Annotated in this window: 17 protein-coding genes and 1 pseudogene; 4 read left to right on the top strand and 14 right to left on the bottom strand. The window is 59.2% G+C overall.

Annotated features, from left to right (window positions below; translation table 11 throughout):
- Nucleotides 1-48: 48 nt before the first annotated feature.
- Nucleotides 49-303: pseudogene (locus QV747_RS04735) on the bottom strand (cystatin domain-containing protein); the annotation flags it as partial.
- A 241-nt stretch (nucleotides 304-544) separates the two neighbouring features.
- On the opposite strand from QV747_RS04735, the gene QV747_RS04730 reads away from it, so the two are divergent.
- The 3 genes from QV747_RS04730 to QV747_RS04720 all read left to right on the top strand — a co-directional run bounded on the left by QV747_RS04730 (nucleotide 545) and on the right by QV747_RS04720 (nucleotide 2,953).
- Nucleotides 545-1,498 carry an RsmB/NOP family class I SAM-dependent RNA methyltransferase gene (locus tag QV747_RS04730; RefSeq protein WP_273429395.1) on the top strand — a complete coding sequence of 318 codons (954 nt, stop codon included), beginning with the start codon at nucleotides 545-547 and terminating at the stop codon, nucleotides 1,496-1,498.
- A 250-nt stretch (nucleotides 1,499-1,748) separates the two neighbouring features.
- Complete coding sequence (locus tag QV747_RS04725; protein ID WP_273429396.1) at nucleotides 1,749-2,474, top strand: hypothetical protein; 726 nt, start codon at nucleotides 1,749-1,751, stop codon at nucleotides 2,472-2,474.
- A 161-nt stretch (nucleotides 2,475-2,635) separates the two neighbouring features.
- Nucleotides 2,636-2,953, top strand: a complete 318-nt coding sequence (locus QV747_RS04720; RefSeq protein WP_273429398.1) for a multidrug efflux SMR transporter — start codon at nucleotides 2,636-2,638, stop codon at nucleotides 2,951-2,953.
- A gap of 60 nt (nucleotides 2,954-3,013) precedes the next feature.
- On the opposite strand, the gene QV747_RS04715 is transcribed toward QV747_RS04720, so the two are convergent.
- The 13 genes from QV747_RS04715 to QV747_RS04655 form a co-directional block, all read right to left on the bottom strand.
- Complete coding sequence (locus QV747_RS04715; protein ID WP_273429401.1) at nucleotides 3,014-3,358, bottom strand: hypothetical protein; 345 nt, start codon at nucleotides 3,356-3,358, stop codon at nucleotides 3,014-3,016.
- Nucleotides 3,359-3,360: 2 nt separating this feature from the next.
- Complete coding sequence (locus tag QV747_RS04710; RefSeq protein ID WP_273429403.1) at nucleotides 3,361-4,101, bottom strand: SIS domain-containing protein; 741 nt, start codon at nucleotides 4,099-4,101, stop codon at nucleotides 3,361-3,363.
- Nucleotides 4,102-4,292: 191 nt separating this feature from the next.
- Nucleotides 4,293-4,700: a cupin domain-containing protein gene (locus QV747_RS04705; protein WP_273429405.1), complete on the bottom strand. Its 408-nt coding sequence runs from the start codon at nucleotides 4,698-4,700 to the stop codon at nucleotides 4,293-4,295.
- A gap of 75 nt (nucleotides 4,701-4,775) precedes the next feature.
- Nucleotides 4,776-5,762 carry a TMAO reductase system periplasmic protein TorT gene (gene torT, locus QV747_RS04700; protein ID WP_273429407.1) on the bottom strand — a complete coding sequence of 329 codons (987 nt, stop codon included), beginning with the start codon at nucleotides 5,760-5,762 and terminating at the stop codon, nucleotides 4,776-4,778.
- A 309-nt stretch (nucleotides 5,763-6,071) separates the two neighbouring features.
- Nucleotides 6,072-7,064, bottom strand: coding sequence for an alpha/beta hydrolase-fold protein (locus QV747_RS04695; RefSeq protein ID WP_273429409.1), 993 nt, complete (start codon nucleotides 7,062-7,064; stop codon nucleotides 6,072-6,074).
- A 358-nt stretch (nucleotides 7,065-7,422) separates the two neighbouring features.
- Nucleotides 7,423-8,841 carry a DUF2252 domain-containing protein gene (locus QV747_RS04690; protein ID WP_273429411.1) on the bottom strand — a complete coding sequence of 473 codons (1,419 nt, stop codon included), beginning with the start codon at nucleotides 8,839-8,841 and terminating at the stop codon, nucleotides 7,423-7,425.
- A 133-nt stretch (nucleotides 8,842-8,974) separates the two neighbouring features.
- Nucleotides 8,975-9,787 carry a helix-turn-helix transcriptional regulator gene (locus QV747_RS04685; protein ID WP_273429413.1) on the bottom strand — a complete coding sequence of 271 codons (813 nt, stop codon included), beginning with the start codon at nucleotides 9,785-9,787 and terminating at the stop codon, nucleotides 8,975-8,977.
- Between the two features lie 2 nt (nucleotides 9,788-9,789).
- Nucleotides 9,790-10,185 (bottom strand): VOC family protein, encoded by a 396-nt coding sequence (locus QV747_RS04680; protein ID WP_273429415.1) that lies wholly within the window; start codon nucleotides 10,183-10,185, stop codon nucleotides 9,790-9,792.
- On the bottom strand, nucleotides 10,182-10,727 hold the full coding sequence (locus QV747_RS04675; protein WP_373317280.1) for a YbhB/YbcL family Raf kinase inhibitor-like protein: 546 nt from the start codon (nucleotides 10,725-10,727) through the stop codon (nucleotides 10,182-10,184). The genes QV747_RS04680 and QV747_RS04675 overlap by 4 nt, the downstream gene beginning before the upstream one ends.
- A gap of 210 nt (nucleotides 10,728-10,937) precedes the next feature.
- Nucleotides 10,938-11,915, bottom strand: a complete 978-nt coding sequence (locus QV747_RS04670; RefSeq protein ID WP_273429417.1) for a patatin-like phospholipase family protein — start codon at nucleotides 11,913-11,915, stop codon at nucleotides 10,938-10,940.
- Between the two features lie 15 nt (nucleotides 11,916-11,930).
- Nucleotides 11,931-12,878, bottom strand: coding sequence for a ChbG/HpnK family deacetylase (locus QV747_RS04665; RefSeq protein WP_273429420.1), 948 nt, complete (start codon nucleotides 12,876-12,878; stop codon nucleotides 11,931-11,933).
- Between the two features lie 102 nt (nucleotides 12,879-12,980).
- Nucleotides 12,981-15,548 carry an ATP-binding protein gene (locus QV747_RS04660; RefSeq protein WP_273429423.1) on the bottom strand — a complete coding sequence of 856 codons (2,568 nt, stop codon included), beginning with the start codon at nucleotides 15,546-15,548 and terminating at the stop codon, nucleotides 12,981-12,983.
- Nucleotides 15,549-15,652: 104 nt separating this feature from the next.
- Nucleotides 15,653-16,429 carry an ABC transporter substrate-binding protein gene (locus QV747_RS04655; RefSeq protein WP_051259045.1) on the bottom strand — a complete coding sequence of 259 codons (777 nt, stop codon included), beginning with the start codon at nucleotides 16,427-16,429 and terminating at the stop codon, nucleotides 15,653-15,655.
- Nucleotides 16,430-16,686: 257 nt separating this feature from the next.
- Between QV747_RS04655 and QV747_RS04650 the strand changes: the two genes are divergently transcribed.
- Nucleotides 16,687-18,168, top strand: coding sequence for an amino acid permease (locus tag QV747_RS04650; protein ID WP_028450546.1), 1,482 nt, complete (start codon nucleotides 16,687-16,689; stop codon nucleotides 18,166-18,168).
- The last annotated feature ends 114 nt before the right edge of the window (nucleotides 18,169-18,282 follow it).

Here is an 18,282-nt window from a genome sequence, read left to right as displayed (position 1 = left end):
GGCTGGGCTGCGTGCCTCAAGTCTGGGGTGAGCCGCGGGCAGCTCGGCTTATTGCGCTGGGCAGAGTGGCTGCAGCGGGGTTTTGTTGAGTGGCTGGGTGACTTCCCAGCTGCCATCCAGCTTGCGCCACACCACGGTTTGGTATTCCTCGCCATTGCTCAGCCGCAGGCGCAGCGCGTAATTCAGGCCGGCCACCACCTGGGTGCGTACTTCTAAAATTTGCTCCAGCTTGGCGGTGGTGTTCATTTGCTGCAGCGCCACGGCGGCGGCTTCTTCGGCTTCGGGCGATACGCTGGTTTGCGGGTGGTAGCCGCCGGCTAGATTGGCGGGTAGGCAGTTTGCGGGTGGAGTTGGCGGGTGGAGTTGGCGGGCTGGCGGCGCAGGCGCTCAGGGTGGTGATGGCCAGTACGCTCAGTAGGGCGGTGCGCATATTGAAGCTCCGGTAATTGACAAGGTTTGCAAGGGTGGGACCATGCTGCGCCGAGGTGGGCCGCGCGTCAAGCCGGCAGCCTAGCGAGGCCGGATTTACAGTTACAATACCGGCATGACCACGACGACACTTTCTTTGCCAGAGGCTTTTGCGGCCCGTCTGGCCCAAATTGTGCCGGCAGCGCAATTGCCGGCGGTGATGGATAGCTTTGCCTGTGAAAAGCCGGTGGCTTTTCGGGTGAATACGCTCAAAGCCGAGCCGGCGGCAGTGCTGGAGCGTCTGCGCGCGGCGGGCTTTACGCTCACGCCGTTGGATTATTATCCGGCTGCTGCCATTGTGCCGGCGGCACAAAAGCGCGCGCTGACCGAAACCCCCGAGTTTTACGCAGGCGAAATCTATCTGCAAAACCTTTCTAGCCAGCTGGCCGCCTTGCTGGTGGCGCCGCAGGCCGGTGAAGCGGTGCTGGATCTGGCCGCTGCGCCCGGTGGTAAAACCACGCTACTGGCTGCGCTGATGCAAAATGACGGTCGTCTGTCGGCCGTGGAGCCGGTGAAAGATCGGTTTTTCCGGCTGAAACGCAATCTGGACGAGCAAGGCGTCACCATGGCCCGCTGCTATATGCACGATGGCCGTGCGGTCGGCAGCAAAACGCCCGATACCTTCGATCGGGTGTTGCTGGATGCGCCGTGTTCATCCGAGGCGCGCTTTGATCTGAACGACCCGGAAACCCTCACCCACTGGACGCCGGCCAAGGTGAAAGAATGCAGCAAAAAGCAGCAGCGGCTGTTGCTCTCGGCGCTGCAGGCGGTGAAGCCGGGCGGGCTGGTGCTGTATTCCACCTGCTCGTTCGCCCCTGAAGAAAACGAAGGGGTGCTGGCCTATGTGCTCGACCGCCTCGGCGATGCGGTGACACTGGAAGCGATTGAGCTACCCATCGCCAATACCCAGCCCGGCATCACGCACTGGCAAGGCAAAGACTGGCCCGCGGCCGTGGCGCTGGCGCGCCGGATTTTGCCCAATGAGGTGTATGACGGCTTTTTTATCGCCAAACTGCGTCGGCTGAAATAAGGCAAGCTATTTGATCTAAATGGGGTATAGCGACAGAGGCATTTGTTTTAGAGCTTCTTGTGGCTATACCCCTTTTGTTTGGATGAGGTGGCCGTGTGCAGCCCGCGCTGCTGGCGCGCAAGTGCCTACCTACTGGCGGTTGTTCAGCGCTCGCTTGGCCAGCATGTCATCGAATTGTTGTCTCCGTCTGCTAGCTTGAATGACATGCACCCGCATGCAAATGATCAACTAGCACCTGGAGAGCACGACAATGGCCACGACCCGCCCAGTATTGATTGGCTTGCTGATTGCAAGTTTGTTAGGCACTGCCAGCCCTGCGCTGGCATACAACGAATCGAGCGCCCGCCGCGATTGCGATGACAAGATTGTGCATTGGGGCAATGAATACAGCGATGCCCGCTATGACGATGTGCAAGATACCGGCTGGGATTCGTATGATTTGAATGGCCGGGTGCGCGCCAATCGCGATGGCAAAGACCATGCCTTTACCTGCAAAGTGCGGTATCGCGAAGTGGTGAGCTGGAATGTGAATCAGGATGCGCTGGGTGGTAAAGATGATTCGCACAAAAAACGGGACCGCGCGCTGGCGATCGGCGCGGGGGTGGTCGGGTTAGTGGCATTGGCCGCGATGATGAGTGGCAATAAAAACGGCGATAAGGCCAACGAAAAGCCCAGCGACAGCGAGCTGGCGCAAAACCAGAAACGCGAGAGCTACGCCACTGGCACTGGCGGTAATCCGCTGAGCGATACGCAATACCTGCGCCAGGAATGCAGTCAGGTCTTGCAGCGCCATCTGGATGACGATCATGGCGCAGTGAAATCGCTTAGCCTGTTTAGCACCAATCTGAATGGCCGTAATTTAACCGGCGATGGGCAGGTGATTTTTGTGCAGGGTGGGTCACGGAACTTGACCTATAGCTGCAATTTTGACCGCACTGGCCGAATTTATGATGGCTTTTACAACTACCGGCGCTGAAGGCTAAGTGCTTGAATTGATGCGCCGAATGGTATTTTTACCCGCCTGACATGCTTGCCCCGCCCGCAGTGGCCGGCGATAATGCCGGCCGCTGCCTCTTGCGGGTTTCCGGCAGCCTCGACCTTCCGAGCCCGTTGTTCAAGGCCCCGTAGGAGGTTGTGATGTCAGGTTGGCTGATTCTGGCTTTTGCCGTTTTTACTGAAATTATCTGGGCGCTGTCGCTCAAACTGGTGCAGATTTACCCTAGCCGCTGGCTGATGCTGGGCTCGGTGTTGCTGTCGTTTCTGAATATGGGCCTGCTCTCGTGGGCGATGAAAGATATTCCGGCCGGCACCGCTTACGCGATCTGGACTGGCCTGGGCGCGGTGGGTGTCACGATTGGCGGGATTATCTGGTTTGGCGATCCGCTTAATGCCGCCCGCATTGCTTGCCTGAGCTTGATCGTGGCTGGCGTGATGGGCTTGAAGCTCGCCAGCTAAAGCGCCGCAGTGCTGTAGGCTAAAGCAGACTGAACCCGCTCGGGACATCGAGCGGGTTTTTTATTGCTGATTGCCGGGCTGCGCGTGAGATGGGCCGCGTGCCAGCCACCGCGCCAGTGCGCGCAAAGCCAGCCACAGCAGCCCCGTCAGCAGCAAAACGCTGGGGATAAAGTACAGCGTATGTGCTAGATAATAGCCGCCGGGCATAAAGGGAAACTGCCCCGGCCACAGCCTATGCCCCAATAGCGCCAGCGGCAGTGTATATAAAACAATAAACAGATTGCCCAGACCATCGGGCGGGGTACGATAAAATAGCAGCAGCACGATGGCGCCGCCCAGCAGATACAGCAGCGGCAGGATCACCGCCGCACCTTGTAGCCAGCGTAGTAGGCGAGGGTTGCGCATGGCTATAGCCGCTTAATCCGGCCCTGATACTGGGCGAGGTGGGCGGCATTTTGGGCCTCGCCACCTTCGGCATTGGCGCTTTGCCAGACCGGGGCTGCGTGGCCAGTTTGCTGTAATTGCGCCACGGTGGCTGCGGCCAGCGCTTGCAACAATGCGCTGCCCACCACGGTAGAGGTGGCGGCCACCGCGCTGGCGCAGCCGGGGATCTGCACCACGGCATCGCCATCAACGCCGTAGTTGTCAAACACGATCTCGGCGCAGTCGAGCAGCTTATAGCCGCTAGGGTGGCGCGAGCTGACCCGGCGCGAAAAATCCACCGCCGTGAGCGCAAACACCGTTGCCCCGCGCGCTTTGGCGGCCAGTGCCACTTCGATCGGCACGGCATTGCGGCCCGAGTTGGAAATCACCAGCACCACATCACCGGCGCTGACCGGTTCATCCTGCAGCAATTGCTCGGCATAGCCGGGCACTCGCTCCAGCCACGTTGAGCGGCGCGCGTTCACCATCACCGATAGCGGTAAATCCAGAATCGCATTCACCGGCACGAGGCCGCCCGCGCGGTAAAACAGCTCGGCGGCCAGCAACTGCGAATGGCCGCTACCAAACACATGCCACAGCCCACCGCTGGCAATGCAGGCGGCAATGCGCGCGGCGGCGGCCTCTAGCTGGAGCAGTTGTTCATCCTGCACCCGCTGCAGCAGGGCGGTGACCGTGTTGAGGTATTCTGAGGCGTAGCTAGACATAGCGGCTCCAAGCGTTGATCTCTGCGCATTACGCTACGCCGCTGCAGCTGCTTTGCCTAGCGGGCGCAGGCCTGCGGTGGTGCTGCCGCTGGCTTTGTTAAAATACCTGCTGTGGGTATTTAATTGTAGGCTAATTCAAATAATGCTTTTGACGATATACCTGTGAGCTTAGCCGGCTGGCGTGGTGATATTCACGCCGCCCCGCGCGGTCCATGATGAATCGCCAGCCATAGCGCACCCGCGCTGGTTGCGAGCACCTGATGCGGCGTTTGCGCAGGGATAAACAGATAATCCCCGGCCTGCAACTGCACGCGCTCAGCGCCCAACTGCACACTGGCTTCCCCCTGCAGCAGCACCACCCATTCGTCTTGCGTTTGGCAATACAGCGTGGGGCTGAGTTGATCTGAGCTGACGATGCGCTCAATCAATAAATCCGGCCGCTCCAGCAAGACGCTAAATAGCTCGCCACTGGCGGGTGGCGTGGCCGCCGCAAACAGATTGCCACTCAGGCTAGCGGGGGTGGGGCAGGCCGGCTGTGGGCTTGGGTGACTTGGATCTGGGGAAGGATTATTGGTTGTAGGAATCTGGTTGTTCAGCATTGTTGGGGCGCCTGCACTGTTGCTAGATGATTGGGTCAGCCAACTTTTATCGCGCCGTAGTTGTCTGTGTTGGGCTTATTTCGGCAGCGGACGGGCAATAAACCATTGCTGCTCTGGCGCATTGAGTTGGCTGCGGTTGAATTGCTGAACATTTTCCGGCGTTAGCAGCGTGATCGGCGGATTAACCACTCGCGGGTAGGGTTTTTTCTCCAGCACCCACACGGCCAGATCCACGCTAATCCTCGCCTCTATCACCGGTGAGCTCGTGACGGCGGCTTTGATTTTACTGTGCGCGAGCGCATTCAGTACGCCCTCATTGCTGTAATAAGCCACGATGGGCACCGCCACGGGTTGATGCGGCATCAGCCGTGCTGCGGCTTCGGCGGCAACGGCGTTCAGGAGCAAGAAATCAGGCTGAACGCGGGCCAGCAGGGCGCGTAACTGCGTCATTTGCGAGCTCAGATCGGTTGGGGCGTAGCCGCCGTGAATGACCTGTGCTTTCTCGGCCGGCAGGCTGCGTTGCAGCCCGGTTTCGGCCTTTTTTACCCATTGCGCATTCAGTGGCCCGGGCAACCAGCCCACCACGGGTTTTTTGCCTGTGGTGCTGGCTAGCAGGTAATTGGCGGCCATTTGGGCCATGGCTTGGGTGCTGCTGTAAACATGAGCGCTGATCTGCGGATGATCATTTTGATTGGTTAGATCTATGACGGGTACACCTTGCTGGCTGGCCTTGCTGATCTGCGGCGAAATATCGGCGCTATCGATGGTGGCTAGAATAATCGCCTGGGCACCCAGCTGTAGGCATTCTTCAAACTGAGCTTTCTGGCGTTGCGGCTGATCGTAGCCGCCGGCTTGATAGATGCCAATTTTGACGCCGACTTGGGTTGCTTGTTGTGCCAGCCCCCACGAGACACCCCACCAGAATTTATCTTTGCCTTGGGGTAACAAGGCACAAATCCGCCATGGGGTTTGGGCTTTTGCCAGCGGGGTATAGCGCTGGGCCTTACCATCCACCGTGGCTTGCACTGGCGCCCAAACCGCTTGCGCCGTCGTACAGCACATTAACAGAGCCAGAAAAGCAGTTCGCATTGTTGTACCCGGAGCGAGAGTCACTCTCATCTTAGGGGGCCGCCCTGCGAATGCAAAGGCGCCAATTTACCCTTTCCACCTTCGTATTTTCTTTGCACTTAGAGTGTGCATGGAATCGGGCCTATGGTCCTTGAACGAATATTTTTCCACGCGGCCATCGCACAATCGTGCCGGATGCTGGGTTGCCGAAGCCTCGCCTATGCTCATCCTTCCAGCTATTGAGAGCCCAGACGACTGGCTAGGGCCACAAAACTGCGACCCTAGCGGAGTGCGTGTGCCCAGTTAGGGCGCACTGCTAGCAGGATAAACCAATGGCAGGCCGATGCGGGTGGCGCTGCTGGGGGCGGAAAGATGGGTGGCTGCTGGCAGGGTGCGCTGTTCAGTGGGAATCTGTTTTTCCCGTAATTGTGCACCCAGCAAATCCAGCAAGGGCTGTTCGGCGGCTTCTTCGCTGCCGCTACTGAGATAAACCGTGCGGATACCCCGTAAATTCACTGGAGATTGGGCTGTCAATTCTGTGAGCACCGCGCCATCGGCATACCACAGTGATGGGCTATTGAGCAGGTAATGACTAAATAGCCGTGAGCGTTGATTGAGTTGGCTAAGCCCCCATAAACCGCTTAGAGAAGTGCCCAGCCAACCTCGCTGCTTTGGATCAACGCGAAAGCGTTGTTCAACGTGTGGTATCACGGTTTCACGCAGAAATCGGCCAAATGCCTCACCGCCACCGCTAACGGTTAGACCGGCTGGCAATTCCGGCCACAATACACCGCGAATGTAGTCTTCTTCTGGCGCCCAGCTGTTGGGCGTGAAATCCCGCTCGCGGCGAATCTGGCAGGCGAGCAGGTCATCGGGGCATTCGAGCCCGATCACGATGACTGGCGAGGCCTCACCTGCGGCCTCGGCGGCAGTAATTTGCTCGGGCACGCTACGCAGTTCCGAGAGGGGGACTTCACGTTGCTCATATATGCGCAGCAAGTCTTGCATACTGCTACGCTCCCCTAGCCAGCTCCAATCTGCCACATACAGTGTCGAGTAAGCCCGATCCGGCTGATAGTTAGCGGGCAGCAGAATATGCACCCGATAGTGCGTGCCAATCTGCATAGCTGGACCTGTGATGGGTGTGAGCTGATCACCGCGCAGTGTGATCACGCTATGGGCAGGGTACTGACAAGGGCCTAAATCTTGCCATTCGCTGCGGCTGGCTGCTCGATCGGGGCGCATGGCTTGCGTCCACCAGTTGGCTCGATAATTACGGCCAAGATGGCTACGCACATCACCTGCATGGTAAGCCTGATCGGTTTGCCAATAATTGGCGCAAATTGCTGGACTAGACTCCGCAGATGCTGCGTTGCCTAGAGCTAGTAAGCTAGCTGCGATGAAAGATACGGGTATATTTATAAAGGTTTTGATTGGACTGGTTTTGGGTTTAATACTGCATGGAGGTATGTGTTGATGCGTTGGCATGGCTCTCACTCTAGTGGGCGGTCTGTGCCGCTTATTCAGCATGGCCGGATGGCCACACATCCCCACTGTAAAAGCCCATCTAGGGTCGTTGAATGTCCGATCTTTACCTGCCGCTTGTCGAAAACTTGCATCGTGAACTGCCTCACTGCATCTAGCAGGGGGGGATTTAAAGCCGAAAATCGGCCCCAAAATCGGCTTCGGTTTGCGCGGGTAATTCGCCACGCTGGCAGGCGCTGCGAAACTGCTGGTAGTCGCGCTCGACTTGCGCGCGATAGCTTTGCGCGTAATCGACCAGTGCGCTGGCAAAGCGATCATTGCGCCCCAGATAGCCGCTGATTTGCGCGCCTTGGCCGCCGGCGCGGGCGTGCGAGCGGGCGAGGGCGCGCCCGCAAAGTCGGGCGTAATGCTGTAATAAATCGCCATCTAGCGTTTCGAGCTCCACTGCGACCTTCATATCGCGCAGCTGGCGGAAGTAAAAATGCCGGCCAAACGGGCCAGTACCCCAGCCGAGGAAATAATCGCTCGCGGCCTGCATCACCCGCTGCCCGGTCACCACGCGTTGGCCCTGATGCGTAAAGCTGCAGGCGGGGCTGGGGCTAAATTGCGCCAGTACCGAGGGCACGGCTTCTTTAATCTGTAAAAACAGCGGGTTGTCGCAATCATCGGCCAGCAGCAAGACCAGACACCGTGTACCCACACTGCCAACCCCAACGACTTTAAAAGCCATATCCTGTGGATAAAAATAGCCCAGCAATTGCTGGTGGCTATAACTGAGCGTGGTGCGATAGCTTTCGATCAGGCCGTCGGCCAGTGTGTGCCAATTGCCCAGTGAGAGCCAGTTGTCATCTTCGTCGAATAGGCGGTTATCGCCGTGGATATGAAATAAATTGGGCGGATTGTCGTTCATAATCCAGCGGCCTTGCTGCTTCTGGCTCATTTTGGGCAGCAGCAGTTCATTGGTGCGTTTGCCGGCTTTGGCGATCAGGCCGTCCAGTAGGGTGGCGGCATCGGGGTCGGTGGCGTCTTCGCGCAGATCGGCAAAGCTGATTTTCTCATACCACAGCGACAGCGCCGGTAGCTCGGCGTAAACGGCTAGGTGGCTTTGATAGCTGCGAATGCCGGCATAAACAATGTCATCCATCTTGTCCTGATGGCAGCCGATGTGGTCGGCGGCGAGGGCAAAGCTGGCCGCCAGCCGTTTTACATCCCATTCCCACGGGCCGGGGTGAGTTTCGTCAAAATCATTCAGATCAAAGATCAGATTGCGCTCGGGGGTGGCAAAGCCGCCAAAATTCATCAGATGGCAATCGCCGCAAATCTGTTGATAAATGCCGCTGTGCGGCGTACCGGCCAGATCGTGCGCCTGAATGATGGCGCTGCCGCGGTAAAAGGCGAACGGCGAGGTGAGCATTCGCCCATAGCGCAGCGGCACCAGCCGTTGCACTCGTCCCTGGCTGGATTGCTTCAAGAGCTGCACCGGGTCGCGTTCCAGATTGCCGGGGTGATGATGGCTACCGCGGGCGGTTGTGTCGCGCAGGGCGCGGCCGGCGGCGTATTTGGCATCAAAGGCGGGGTGATTGCTCATGGCAGGCTCCAACGCAAGACAGCAGATCTGCCCAGCATAGCGGGTTTGCCGCAGCCTTGCCGGCTTTCACTGTTTTGGTGGGGTATATGGATGGGGCTGTTTCTTCGCTTGGCTTGGATGGATATACCCACGACTAGTGGTTGGCCGCGGGAATCGATTTACGCAGCTGTTGCGGGCCAATACCAAAACGCTGACTAAAGCGCTGGCTAAAGCGCGAGGCCGAGGCGTAGCCGCATTGCAGTGCAATCTGGCCGATGGGCTGGCGCGTGGTTTGCAGCAGCCCCAGCGCGGTATTCAGGCGCACTTGATCCAGTAGCTGGCGAAACGAGGTGCCTTCTTGCTGCAATTGCCGGCGCAGGGTAGATTCGCCCACATGCAACTGGCGCGCCAGGGCTTGCACCGTCCAATCATGGCCGGGGTTGAGTAGCAAGAGCTGCTGCACCCGCTCATCGCTGCGGCTGCTGCGATCCAGCAGCAGATGGCCGCCACAGTCGGCCAGCAAGAGGCTGAGCAATAAACCGCAGGCGCGGTGCTCCAGCAGCGGTTCGGGTTCATGCGCCGCGAGCGCGGCGAATAATTCATCCCATTGCTGGCCAATCACCGGGCTGGCGGGGCAGCTATAGCGCGGGCTGTGGGTGGCCTGCGGCGCCAGCCACTGCGCATGTTGCTGGCGCGCCAGCTGCACCAGTTGCGGGCCAAGGGTGATAACTTCGCAGCGATAGCCTTGCGGGCCGGGCTCATTACGCACAGTCAGCGTCGCGCCGGCGGGCATCAGCAGCAGCTGGCCCGTGCTGGCCACCCCGCTGTGCTCGCCCAGCCACCAGTGTTTCTGCCCCTGTCGCACCCGCATTAACACCGGCAGTAGGCAATGCACTTCGCGCAGCAGCTGGGTTTCTTGGGCCAAGATCAGCCCATGCTGAATGCTGCGTAGCTGCAAATTGGCCATGTTTACTCCTGTGTTGCGCTGGCAGCGTCTTGCTCGGCCAGCTCGAGCAGATTGCCATCCGGGTCGCGCAGATAGATCGACCACTGCGGTCCGCACGCGCCTTGCCGGCGCACTGGCCCTTGCTCGATGGCGATGCCCAGTGCGTGCAGCCGCGCTTGCACTTGCGCGAGCGGCTCGCTCACGAGCCAGCACCAATCCTGGCTGCCCGGCTGTGGGTAACGGGCATGCGGGCTGATTTCGGCGCCAGCCTCATGCAGATTGATCTTTTGCTGACCAAAGTGCAAGGCCCAGCGGCCGGGGGCGAATTCAACCGCGCTTAAACCCAGCTGCTTGTAAAAGGTCAGGCACCTTGCCAGATCGCCAGTGGTGAGCACCCAGTGATCCAGGCTGGCGATCATGGCTGGGCGCGCCGCTGGTAGGTGGCGATGAGTTGGGCTTTGCCCAACGCATGCTGATTGAGCAGGTAGCCGACCAGCGCGCCGCTGGCTTGCGCATCCACGGGTAAACGCTCGATATCCAGCGCCCAGACGGTGTGGATATAGCGATGCGGCGCATCGCCCACCGGCGGACACGCCCCGCCATAGCCGGGCTGGCCGTAATCGGTGCGGGTTTCCAGCGCGCCAGCCGGCAGCGCTTTGGCGCGCAGACCATTGCTGGTGGCGGGGAGATTCACCACCAGCCAATGCCACCAACCACTGCCGGTGGGCGCATCGGGGTCGTACACGGTGACGGCAAAGCTGCGGGTGCCAGCCGGGGCGTGCTGCCAGTTCAGCGTGGGAGCGCGGTTATCACCGCTGCACCCAAAGCCATTGAATTCTTGCTGGCGGCTCATGGCCTGGCCGGCCTGTAGATCGGGGCTGTTGAGGGTAAAGTCGGCCGCGTGCAGCATGCTGCTGGCGACCAAGGCGAGGGTGAATTGGCTAAAACGGCGGATCAACATCATCAAGCTCCAAACGGGGTGAATGTGCTGATCAGCATAAATGGGCGCCGGGTGGGCGATGATGCGTAAACGCTCGACTTTGATGCACAAACGCTCAATCTGGCCCGCTCAGGGCGGCTGATTGAGCGTTGTGGGGATTTGGTGTTGGGGTATGGCTTGCCAGGCTTTAATTTATATGCTGGCAAGTAATACCCTTAATAATGAAAGAGCTTAGAATTGGGCGCAGGCATCGCGGTAGCCAGCGGCGATGCGCGCGGCAATGCTGCGTGGCGAGAAATCCAGCGTAGTGCTCTCGGCCTCGGGCATTTGATTGGTGATCACCGTGGGCGACAGCAGCATGCGCAGGCGGGCGATGTCTTTAAAACCCTCCAGCTGGCGGATCGGAGAGTCGGCCGGCAGGCTCTGGTTGAGCGCCTGATACAGCTCGGCCAAGCCGTTGTAATCGGCCATGCGCCCCATATCACCCAAGACTTTGTTCGAGAAAATAATCTCTAGCATCCGGTCTTGCGTTTCAACCAGATTGCCCGGCACCTGCCCTTTGAGCGGGAACAGATTCACGATCACAAAATGCGCCTCGCTCTGGGGCGGCAGGGCATTAATCATTGCGCCCAGTGGCGCATTATCAAATAGCCCGCCATCCCAGTAATGTTTGCCCTCGATCACCACCGGCGGGAACATCGGTGGAATCGACAGCGAAGCAATCACGTGCTCCATCTCCAGCCGCTGGCCATCGCGATTGCTAAAGGTGGCAATCTCGCCACTTTCGATCTGCACGGCCGAGAGCTGCACAATCGTCTCGGAGGCATTGAGTTTGTCGAAATCCACCAGCTCGGTTAGCAGCTCGCGCAATGGGTCAGCCGAGTAGACCGAAGTCCAGTGCGGCATATTCCACACATCGGTGCGCAACCGTGACATATGCGGGTTGCCCAAGAGCGATAAATTTTGCTCAACGATTTGCGGCGCAAAGGGGATATTGGGCACGGTGAGTTTTTGCCACAGTGTTTCCAGCGCACTGAGCGGATTAGCGTGTTTGCTACCCACCAGCACCGCGGTATTGACCGCGCCAATCGACACGCCGGCCACCATTTTTACCGGCAGCAGGCCTTGTTCGTGCATGCGGCGCAATACGCCCAACTCATAGGCGCCCAGCGCGCCGCCACCTTGTAAGAGCAATGCGATATTGTTCATGACGGGTTTCTCCGGTTAATGCGCGGCAGCATAGGCGGTGGATGTGACAGTGCTGTGAGTGTGCGGCGCCAGCGCGGCGATTTCGCGCATGCCCACCACCCGGTAGTTTTCGCGCGCAATCAGCTCGCGCAGGCCGGCGCTGGCAAACAGGCGCAGATCGGCCACGCGGGTGGCCCAGTCGGGGGCTAGCGCCCGCAGCTCGGGCGTATCGCTGGCCGGATGGCCAATCAGCGCATACACACCGGGGGCGTGGAAATAATATTTGAGTACATGCTCGGCCCACAGCAGCCGTTCTTCATCGCGCAGATACTGGCCGAATGGCAGTACAGCCCATGCGTCAATCGGCTTGACCTGCTCGGCGGCACCGCTAATCAGGGCGCTGGTTTGCTGGCACAGCGGCAGCGGCATTTTGCTTTCATCTGCAAATAGCTGCGGGTCGCGATAATGCGGTACCAGCACCGGCAATTGCAGCTCGGCGCTCAGGCGCAAGACATGGCGAAAGAGCTCAGGGTGCAGCGCCGTCATCATATGGGTATCGAGATGGGTAAGCGGCAAGCCCAAGGCTTGGGCGCGCTGTACCTGTGCCGCCAGCTCATCGTAGGCGCGGCTGAGATCGGCAATCTGATAGGTATCGGCCGCCAGCGGATGAAAATAGCCAGCTGTATCGGCTAACCCTGCCGGGGTATGCCCACCGGTAATGGGCCCCCAGCGATAATGCTCGCGCCATTCACAATTGAGCGTGAGATGCAAACCCATGTCGGCTGTAGCGCCCGCAGCGCGGGCAGCGGCCACGGCGGCGGGAAACCATGGGCATGGCGCCATGGCCGAGGCCGAGCTCATGGCGCTGACCCCGTGCAGGCTGCGCCAGGCGCTTACGGTGGCTTCGCACATGCCAATATCGTCGGCATGCACAATCAAAACACGGTCGGTAGGGGCAAATCCCAGTCGTTCTTGCAGCGTCATGGCGGTTTCCGAGCAGAGGGTCATGCTGGAAATTATGGCACGCGGGCTGCGCTGGGCGGGGGCTGGGGGTATCTGGCGTTGTGCAAACGCACAAGCTGAGTGTTAGGGGGCCGTACCCCATTGGCGCAAAGCGCCGGCCAGCGCTTCGGGCTGGATCGGTTTGACCAGAAAATCATTCATGCCGACGGCAAAGCAGCGGGCTTTTTCATCGGCCAAGGCATTGGCTGTGAGCGCCACGATGGCGATGGCCGGGTCGCGCACTTCGGCGTCGCCCGCGCGGATGGCGCGAGTGGCCTCTATGCCATCCATTTCCGGCATTTGCAGATCCATAAACACAATGTCGAAATCTTGCCGCGCCAGCGCCGACAGGGCATGCAGGCCATTGTTGGCGGTGTGCACACTGCAGCCGAGGTTTTCCAGCATTTTGACCGCCACCCGCTGATTCACCGGATTATCTTCGGCCAGCAAAACCCGGTAATGCTGGCCATTAGCCGCTTGCGGCACCCGTGGGGCAGGCTGCGCGCTGGCGGGGTCGGCCACTTGTAGCGGCAGGGTGAAGCTGAATTCGGCGCCTTGGCCGGGTTGGCTGCTGGCGCGGATTTCACCGCCCATCAGCGTGACCAGCTGCTGGCAAATGGCCAAGCCGAGCCCTGTGCCACCATAACGGCGCGAGGTGGATTCATCCAGCTGCGAAAAGCGGTTAAACAGCTGCGGGATTTTCTCGGCCGGTATGCCAATGCCGCTATCGCGCACGCTAAATTGCAGCGTGCAGTGGCTGGCACTTTGGCTGGCCACGCTGATGCTGAGCTGTACCCCGCCGGTGTCGGTAAACTTGACTGCATTGCCGACCAGATTGAGCAGCACTTGCCGCAGGCGTCCCGGGTCGCCGCGCAGGCGGGCGGGTACGCCTGGGGCCAGCTCGGCCTGATAGTGCAGGCCTTTTTCGCGGATGCGCAGCGCCATCATCGAGCCCAGCTCGTGCAGCACCGTGGCCAGCTCGAAATCGATCTGCTCCAGCGCCAGATGGCCAGCTTCGATTTTGGAAAAATCCAGAATATCGTTGATCACGCTCAGTAGCACATCGCCGCTATAGCGCACGGTATCGGCGTATTCGCGCTGCTGGGGGCTGAGCTCGGTATCGAGCAGCAGCCGTGTCATGCCGAGCACGCCATTGATCGGGGTGCGGATTTCGTGGCTCATATTGGCCAGAAACTGGCTCTTGGCCTGATTGGCGGCCTCGGCCGCTTGCTTGGCGTGTTCAAGTTGCAACTGCACTTGTTTTTGCGCGGTAACATCGGTGGCGATGCCATACCAGATGGTGTCACCCTCTGGCGTGCGCTCGGGCTTGGCATGGCCCTCAACCCAGATTTCACCCTTCACAGGGTGGTTGACCCGGTAAATGGTATCCCAGTGGCTGAGGGTTTCCAGTGCCTGCATATAGCTGGCCACCACGGCGGGCAGATCATCCGGATGCACGACTGCCAATACCCGCGAGGCATCGTTGGCCACGTCTTCAGGCTGCAGGCCGTAAATATCCTCGATGCCGGCGCTGGCATACAGATAAGCACTGCTGCCATCGAGATTCATCCGGGTTTGGAAAATCAGGCCGGGGACTTCCTGCCCAATTTTCTGAAAGCGTTCGTGCAGGCGTTTGCGCTCGCTGCGCGCTTGCTGGCGCTCGAGTGCGGTTTCTACCCAGCGGGCCACCAGCCGTAAAAAGCCGACGTCGATTTCATCGAAGAGCCGGCTATACACTTGGGGCGAAGAAAAACTCAGCGTGCCATAGCGCTGGCCCGCAACCCGCAGCGGTACGCCGATGTAAGCTTCTAGCCCGAAACGCCGGTAGCAGGGCGCTTGTGACCAGCGTGAACTGCCCATGGCCGAAACGCTAAACACATCGTTGGTTTCCAGCGTGAGCTGGCAGTAGGTTTCGGCCAGCGGATAATGCGCGGCCAGCTGCGGGGTTTGGCCATCCAGATAGGTGGCCACCACGCGGTAATCTTGGGCGGTAATTTGGCCGATGGCGCCAAAGGGAAGGCCAAAATAGTCCACCCCCAGCTGCAAGGCGGCCTGCATCAGTGCCAGATCATCATCGCCGGTGAGTTCGGTAATCCGATAGAGTGTGGTCAAGGCCATTTGTTGCCGCCGCTGGCTGGCCTGTTCGGCGGCGGAAGCGGCCTTTTGCCGCTGAAACACCAGTAATTGCGCCAGCGTGGCCAACAGCGGCGCCAGTTCATCCAGCTGCAGTGGCAGCAAATCGTGCTCTTGCACCGCCAGCAGGGCGATGCCTTCCAAATGGTTTTCACGGTGCAGGGGCAGAGCCAGCCAGCGGGTGCCGGCTTGGGCCGCCAGCCAAGCCAAGGCCGGCTGATTCAGCGCCTGTAGCTGATCCAGCGAGACCCAGCAAGGTTGGCAGCGATGTAGGCGCTGCCAGTCTTCGCAGGGGAGTTGCAGTGGCGCCAGTGCCGCAGGTTGGCTCAGTTGCGGCCCTTCGCTAATGGCCAGAATGCCCAGCGCCCCATCATCACGCAAGCTGGCCAGCAGCCCGCCGCGCGCCGGGGCGAGTGGCAGCAGCTGGCGCAAGGCTTGTTGCCACACGGCGGGCGCAACACTGTCGGCCAAAAAGGCGGACTGAGCCTGCAAAATAGCGGTCAGAATGGCGGGATTCACGCGGCTGTTACAGTACATTCAAACGGGATAAGTTTCAGGATAGCGGAATGCAGGCTATCACCCAATGAAAATTGCTGTTTTGCCACGGCGCAAAGCGAGTTGAACTACTGCAGGCTGGCGCGAAATTCGCGCATTAGGCGCTCATATTCGCCATTGGCTTTGATGGTACGCAGGCCTTCTTCGAATAGCTCGGCCAGCTTTTGCCCATCGGGGTGTTTCTTGCTAAAGCCGATATAGAAGCTGGCCTGATTCACCAGCCCGACTTCGAGCAGCGCGCCTTTGAAGGCCGGGTTTTTCTTGAATAGCAGTTTGGCCGGGGTGGTGTTGATCAGGGCGTAGTCGATGCGCCCGCCCGCCAGTAGTTTGCGTAGCTGGACTTCATCGCTGGGGGAAATATCTTTGCGGATGCGGCTATCCTGCATGATTACCGGCGGATAGGTGTAGCCATTGGTGGCGCCCACTGCATGCCCGGGCAAGTCGGCCGCGCTTAGGCCAGTGCGATGCGGGGCGCGGGCGAAGATCGATAGGCCTTCCTGAAACAGCGGCGTGCGGTGAAAGTAAAAGCGCTTGGCGTTGTCGCTATTGATTTCAATATCAAAACAGCCCAGCGCCTGCCCTTCCTCGGTTTCGCGCAGGCAGCGGCTAAAGGGCACCGCCCGATAATTGACCTTGATTTGCTGGGTGGCAAAGGCGGCGGTGATGATTTTGGGCGCCAGGCCCTGAATGCCCTCTTTGCCCCGCTCTACATAAGAATACGGCGCCCAATCATCTTCGGCGTTCAGGGTGATGGTGGTTTGGGCCAGTGCTGGCATTGCCAGCAAGAGGGCCAGCAGCAACAAGGGCATGGCGGCGCGCAGCAGAATTATATTTACCGTCAGCATGGCTGCTTACGCTGGGGCTGGGGTAGCAAGACGGGCGCTGAGACGATAAACGGCGGGCGTGTGGGCTTTCCTACATGCTGTGCTGGCGCGGTGAAAAATCCCTGCAAGCTGGCGTCGCTGATTTTAGGTCAAGCTGTTTGACTGGCTTTGTGGCTGCACTGTGTTTGACTAGGGATAGCCACAAACGACAGCGCAGGGCTTTTCAGGCATCATCAACTGACCATTTTTTAATCAAAACATAGGATGCAGCCCACGTAATGAGTACCTCTTCCTCCCCACCCACCTTGCGGCGCAATCTGAAAGCGCGCCATTTGTCGATGATTGCCATCGGTGGTTCGATTGGTACCGGGCTGTTTGTGGCCTCGGGCGCTACCATTGCCCAGGCCGGCCCAGGCGGTGCGATTGCGGCCTACCTGCTGATTGGTCTGATGGTGTATTTCCTGATGACGAGTCTGGGTGAGCTGGCAGCCTATATGCCGGTGTCGGGCTCGTTTGCCACCTATGGTGCGCGCTTTGTCGAGCCGGGCTTTGGCTTCGCACTGGGCTGGAATTACTGGTACAACTGGGCGGTGACCATTGCAGTCGAGCTGGTAGCGGCGCAGCTGATTATGGCGTTCTGGTTTCCCGATGTGCCCGGTATTTACTGGAGCGCCGGCTTTCTGGCGGTGATGTTTGCATTGAATTACATCTCGGTGCGGGGCTTTGGTGAGGCCGAATACTGGTGCTCACTGATCAAAGTGGTGACGGTGATTGTGTTTATCGCCACCGGCCTGTTGATGATTTTTGGCGTGATGCACGGCGGTGAGCAGGGCGGCTGGCATAACTTCACCCTGGGTGAGGCGCCTTTTGTTGGTGGCCTGCCCGCGATGATCGGCGTGATGATGGTGGCCGGCTTTTCGTTTCAGGGTACCGAGCTGATCGGCGTGGCCGCTGGCGAGGCCGAAAACCCGCATAAAGCGATTCCGCGGGCGATCCGGCAGGTGTTCTGGCGGATTTTGCTGTTTTATGTGATTGCCATCTTCCTGATTGGTTTGCTGATTCCTTATACCGATCCCAAGCTGCTGAAAAACGATATTGCCGACATTGGCATGAGCCCGTTCACGCTGGTGTTCCAGAATGCAGGCTTGGCCTTTGCCGCCGCCTTGATGAATACAGTGATTCTCACGGCGATTATTTCGGCCGGTAATTCGGGTATGTATGCCTCAACGCGGATGCTGTTTACCTTGGCCCAGCAGGGCTTGGCGCCCAAGATCTTTGCCAAGCTGGCGGGCAACGGTGTGCCGCGCAATGCGCTGTATGCCACCACGGCGGTGGGTATGCTGTGTTTCCTGACCGCGCTGGGCGAAGATAAAACCGTGTATCTGTGGCTGCTGAATATGTCGGGCATGACCGGTTTTATTGCCTGGCTGGGGATTGCGGTGAGCCACTATCGTTTCCGCCAGGGTTTTCTGGCACAAGGCCATTCGCTGGATGAGTTGCCGTATCGCTCGCCGTTTTTCCCGTATGGCCCGCTATTTGCGTTTAGCTTGTGTGTTCTGGTGATGTTGGGGCAAAACTATCAGGCCTTTGCCGCCGGCAAGATCGATTGGCTGGGCGTTACCGCGACGTATATCGGGATTCCGCTGTTTCTGGCGATCTGGTGGGGCTATCGCCTTAAACATAAAACCCGCCTGGTACGCCCGGAAGAAATGAGCTTTGAAGATGCGCGTGAAGCCTTGCTGCATAGCGAGAAACGCTAGGGTATATCGATCTAGGTATTATATTGAATGCTCTGTAGGTTAATACAGCCTGGTGGTATGTCAGAGCAAGCTAATAAAAAAGCCCGCAAGCGCGGGCTTTTTTATTGGGCCGGC

Source organism: uncultured Chitinibacter sp. (genome assembly GCF_945957625.1).
Lineage (GTDB): Bacteria > Pseudomonadota > Gammaproteobacteria > Burkholderiales > Chitinibacteraceae > Chitinibacter > Chitinibacter tainanensis.
The sequence above is the reverse complement of the archived record's forward strand: the minus strand, read 5'-3'. Positions and strand labels throughout refer to the sequence as shown.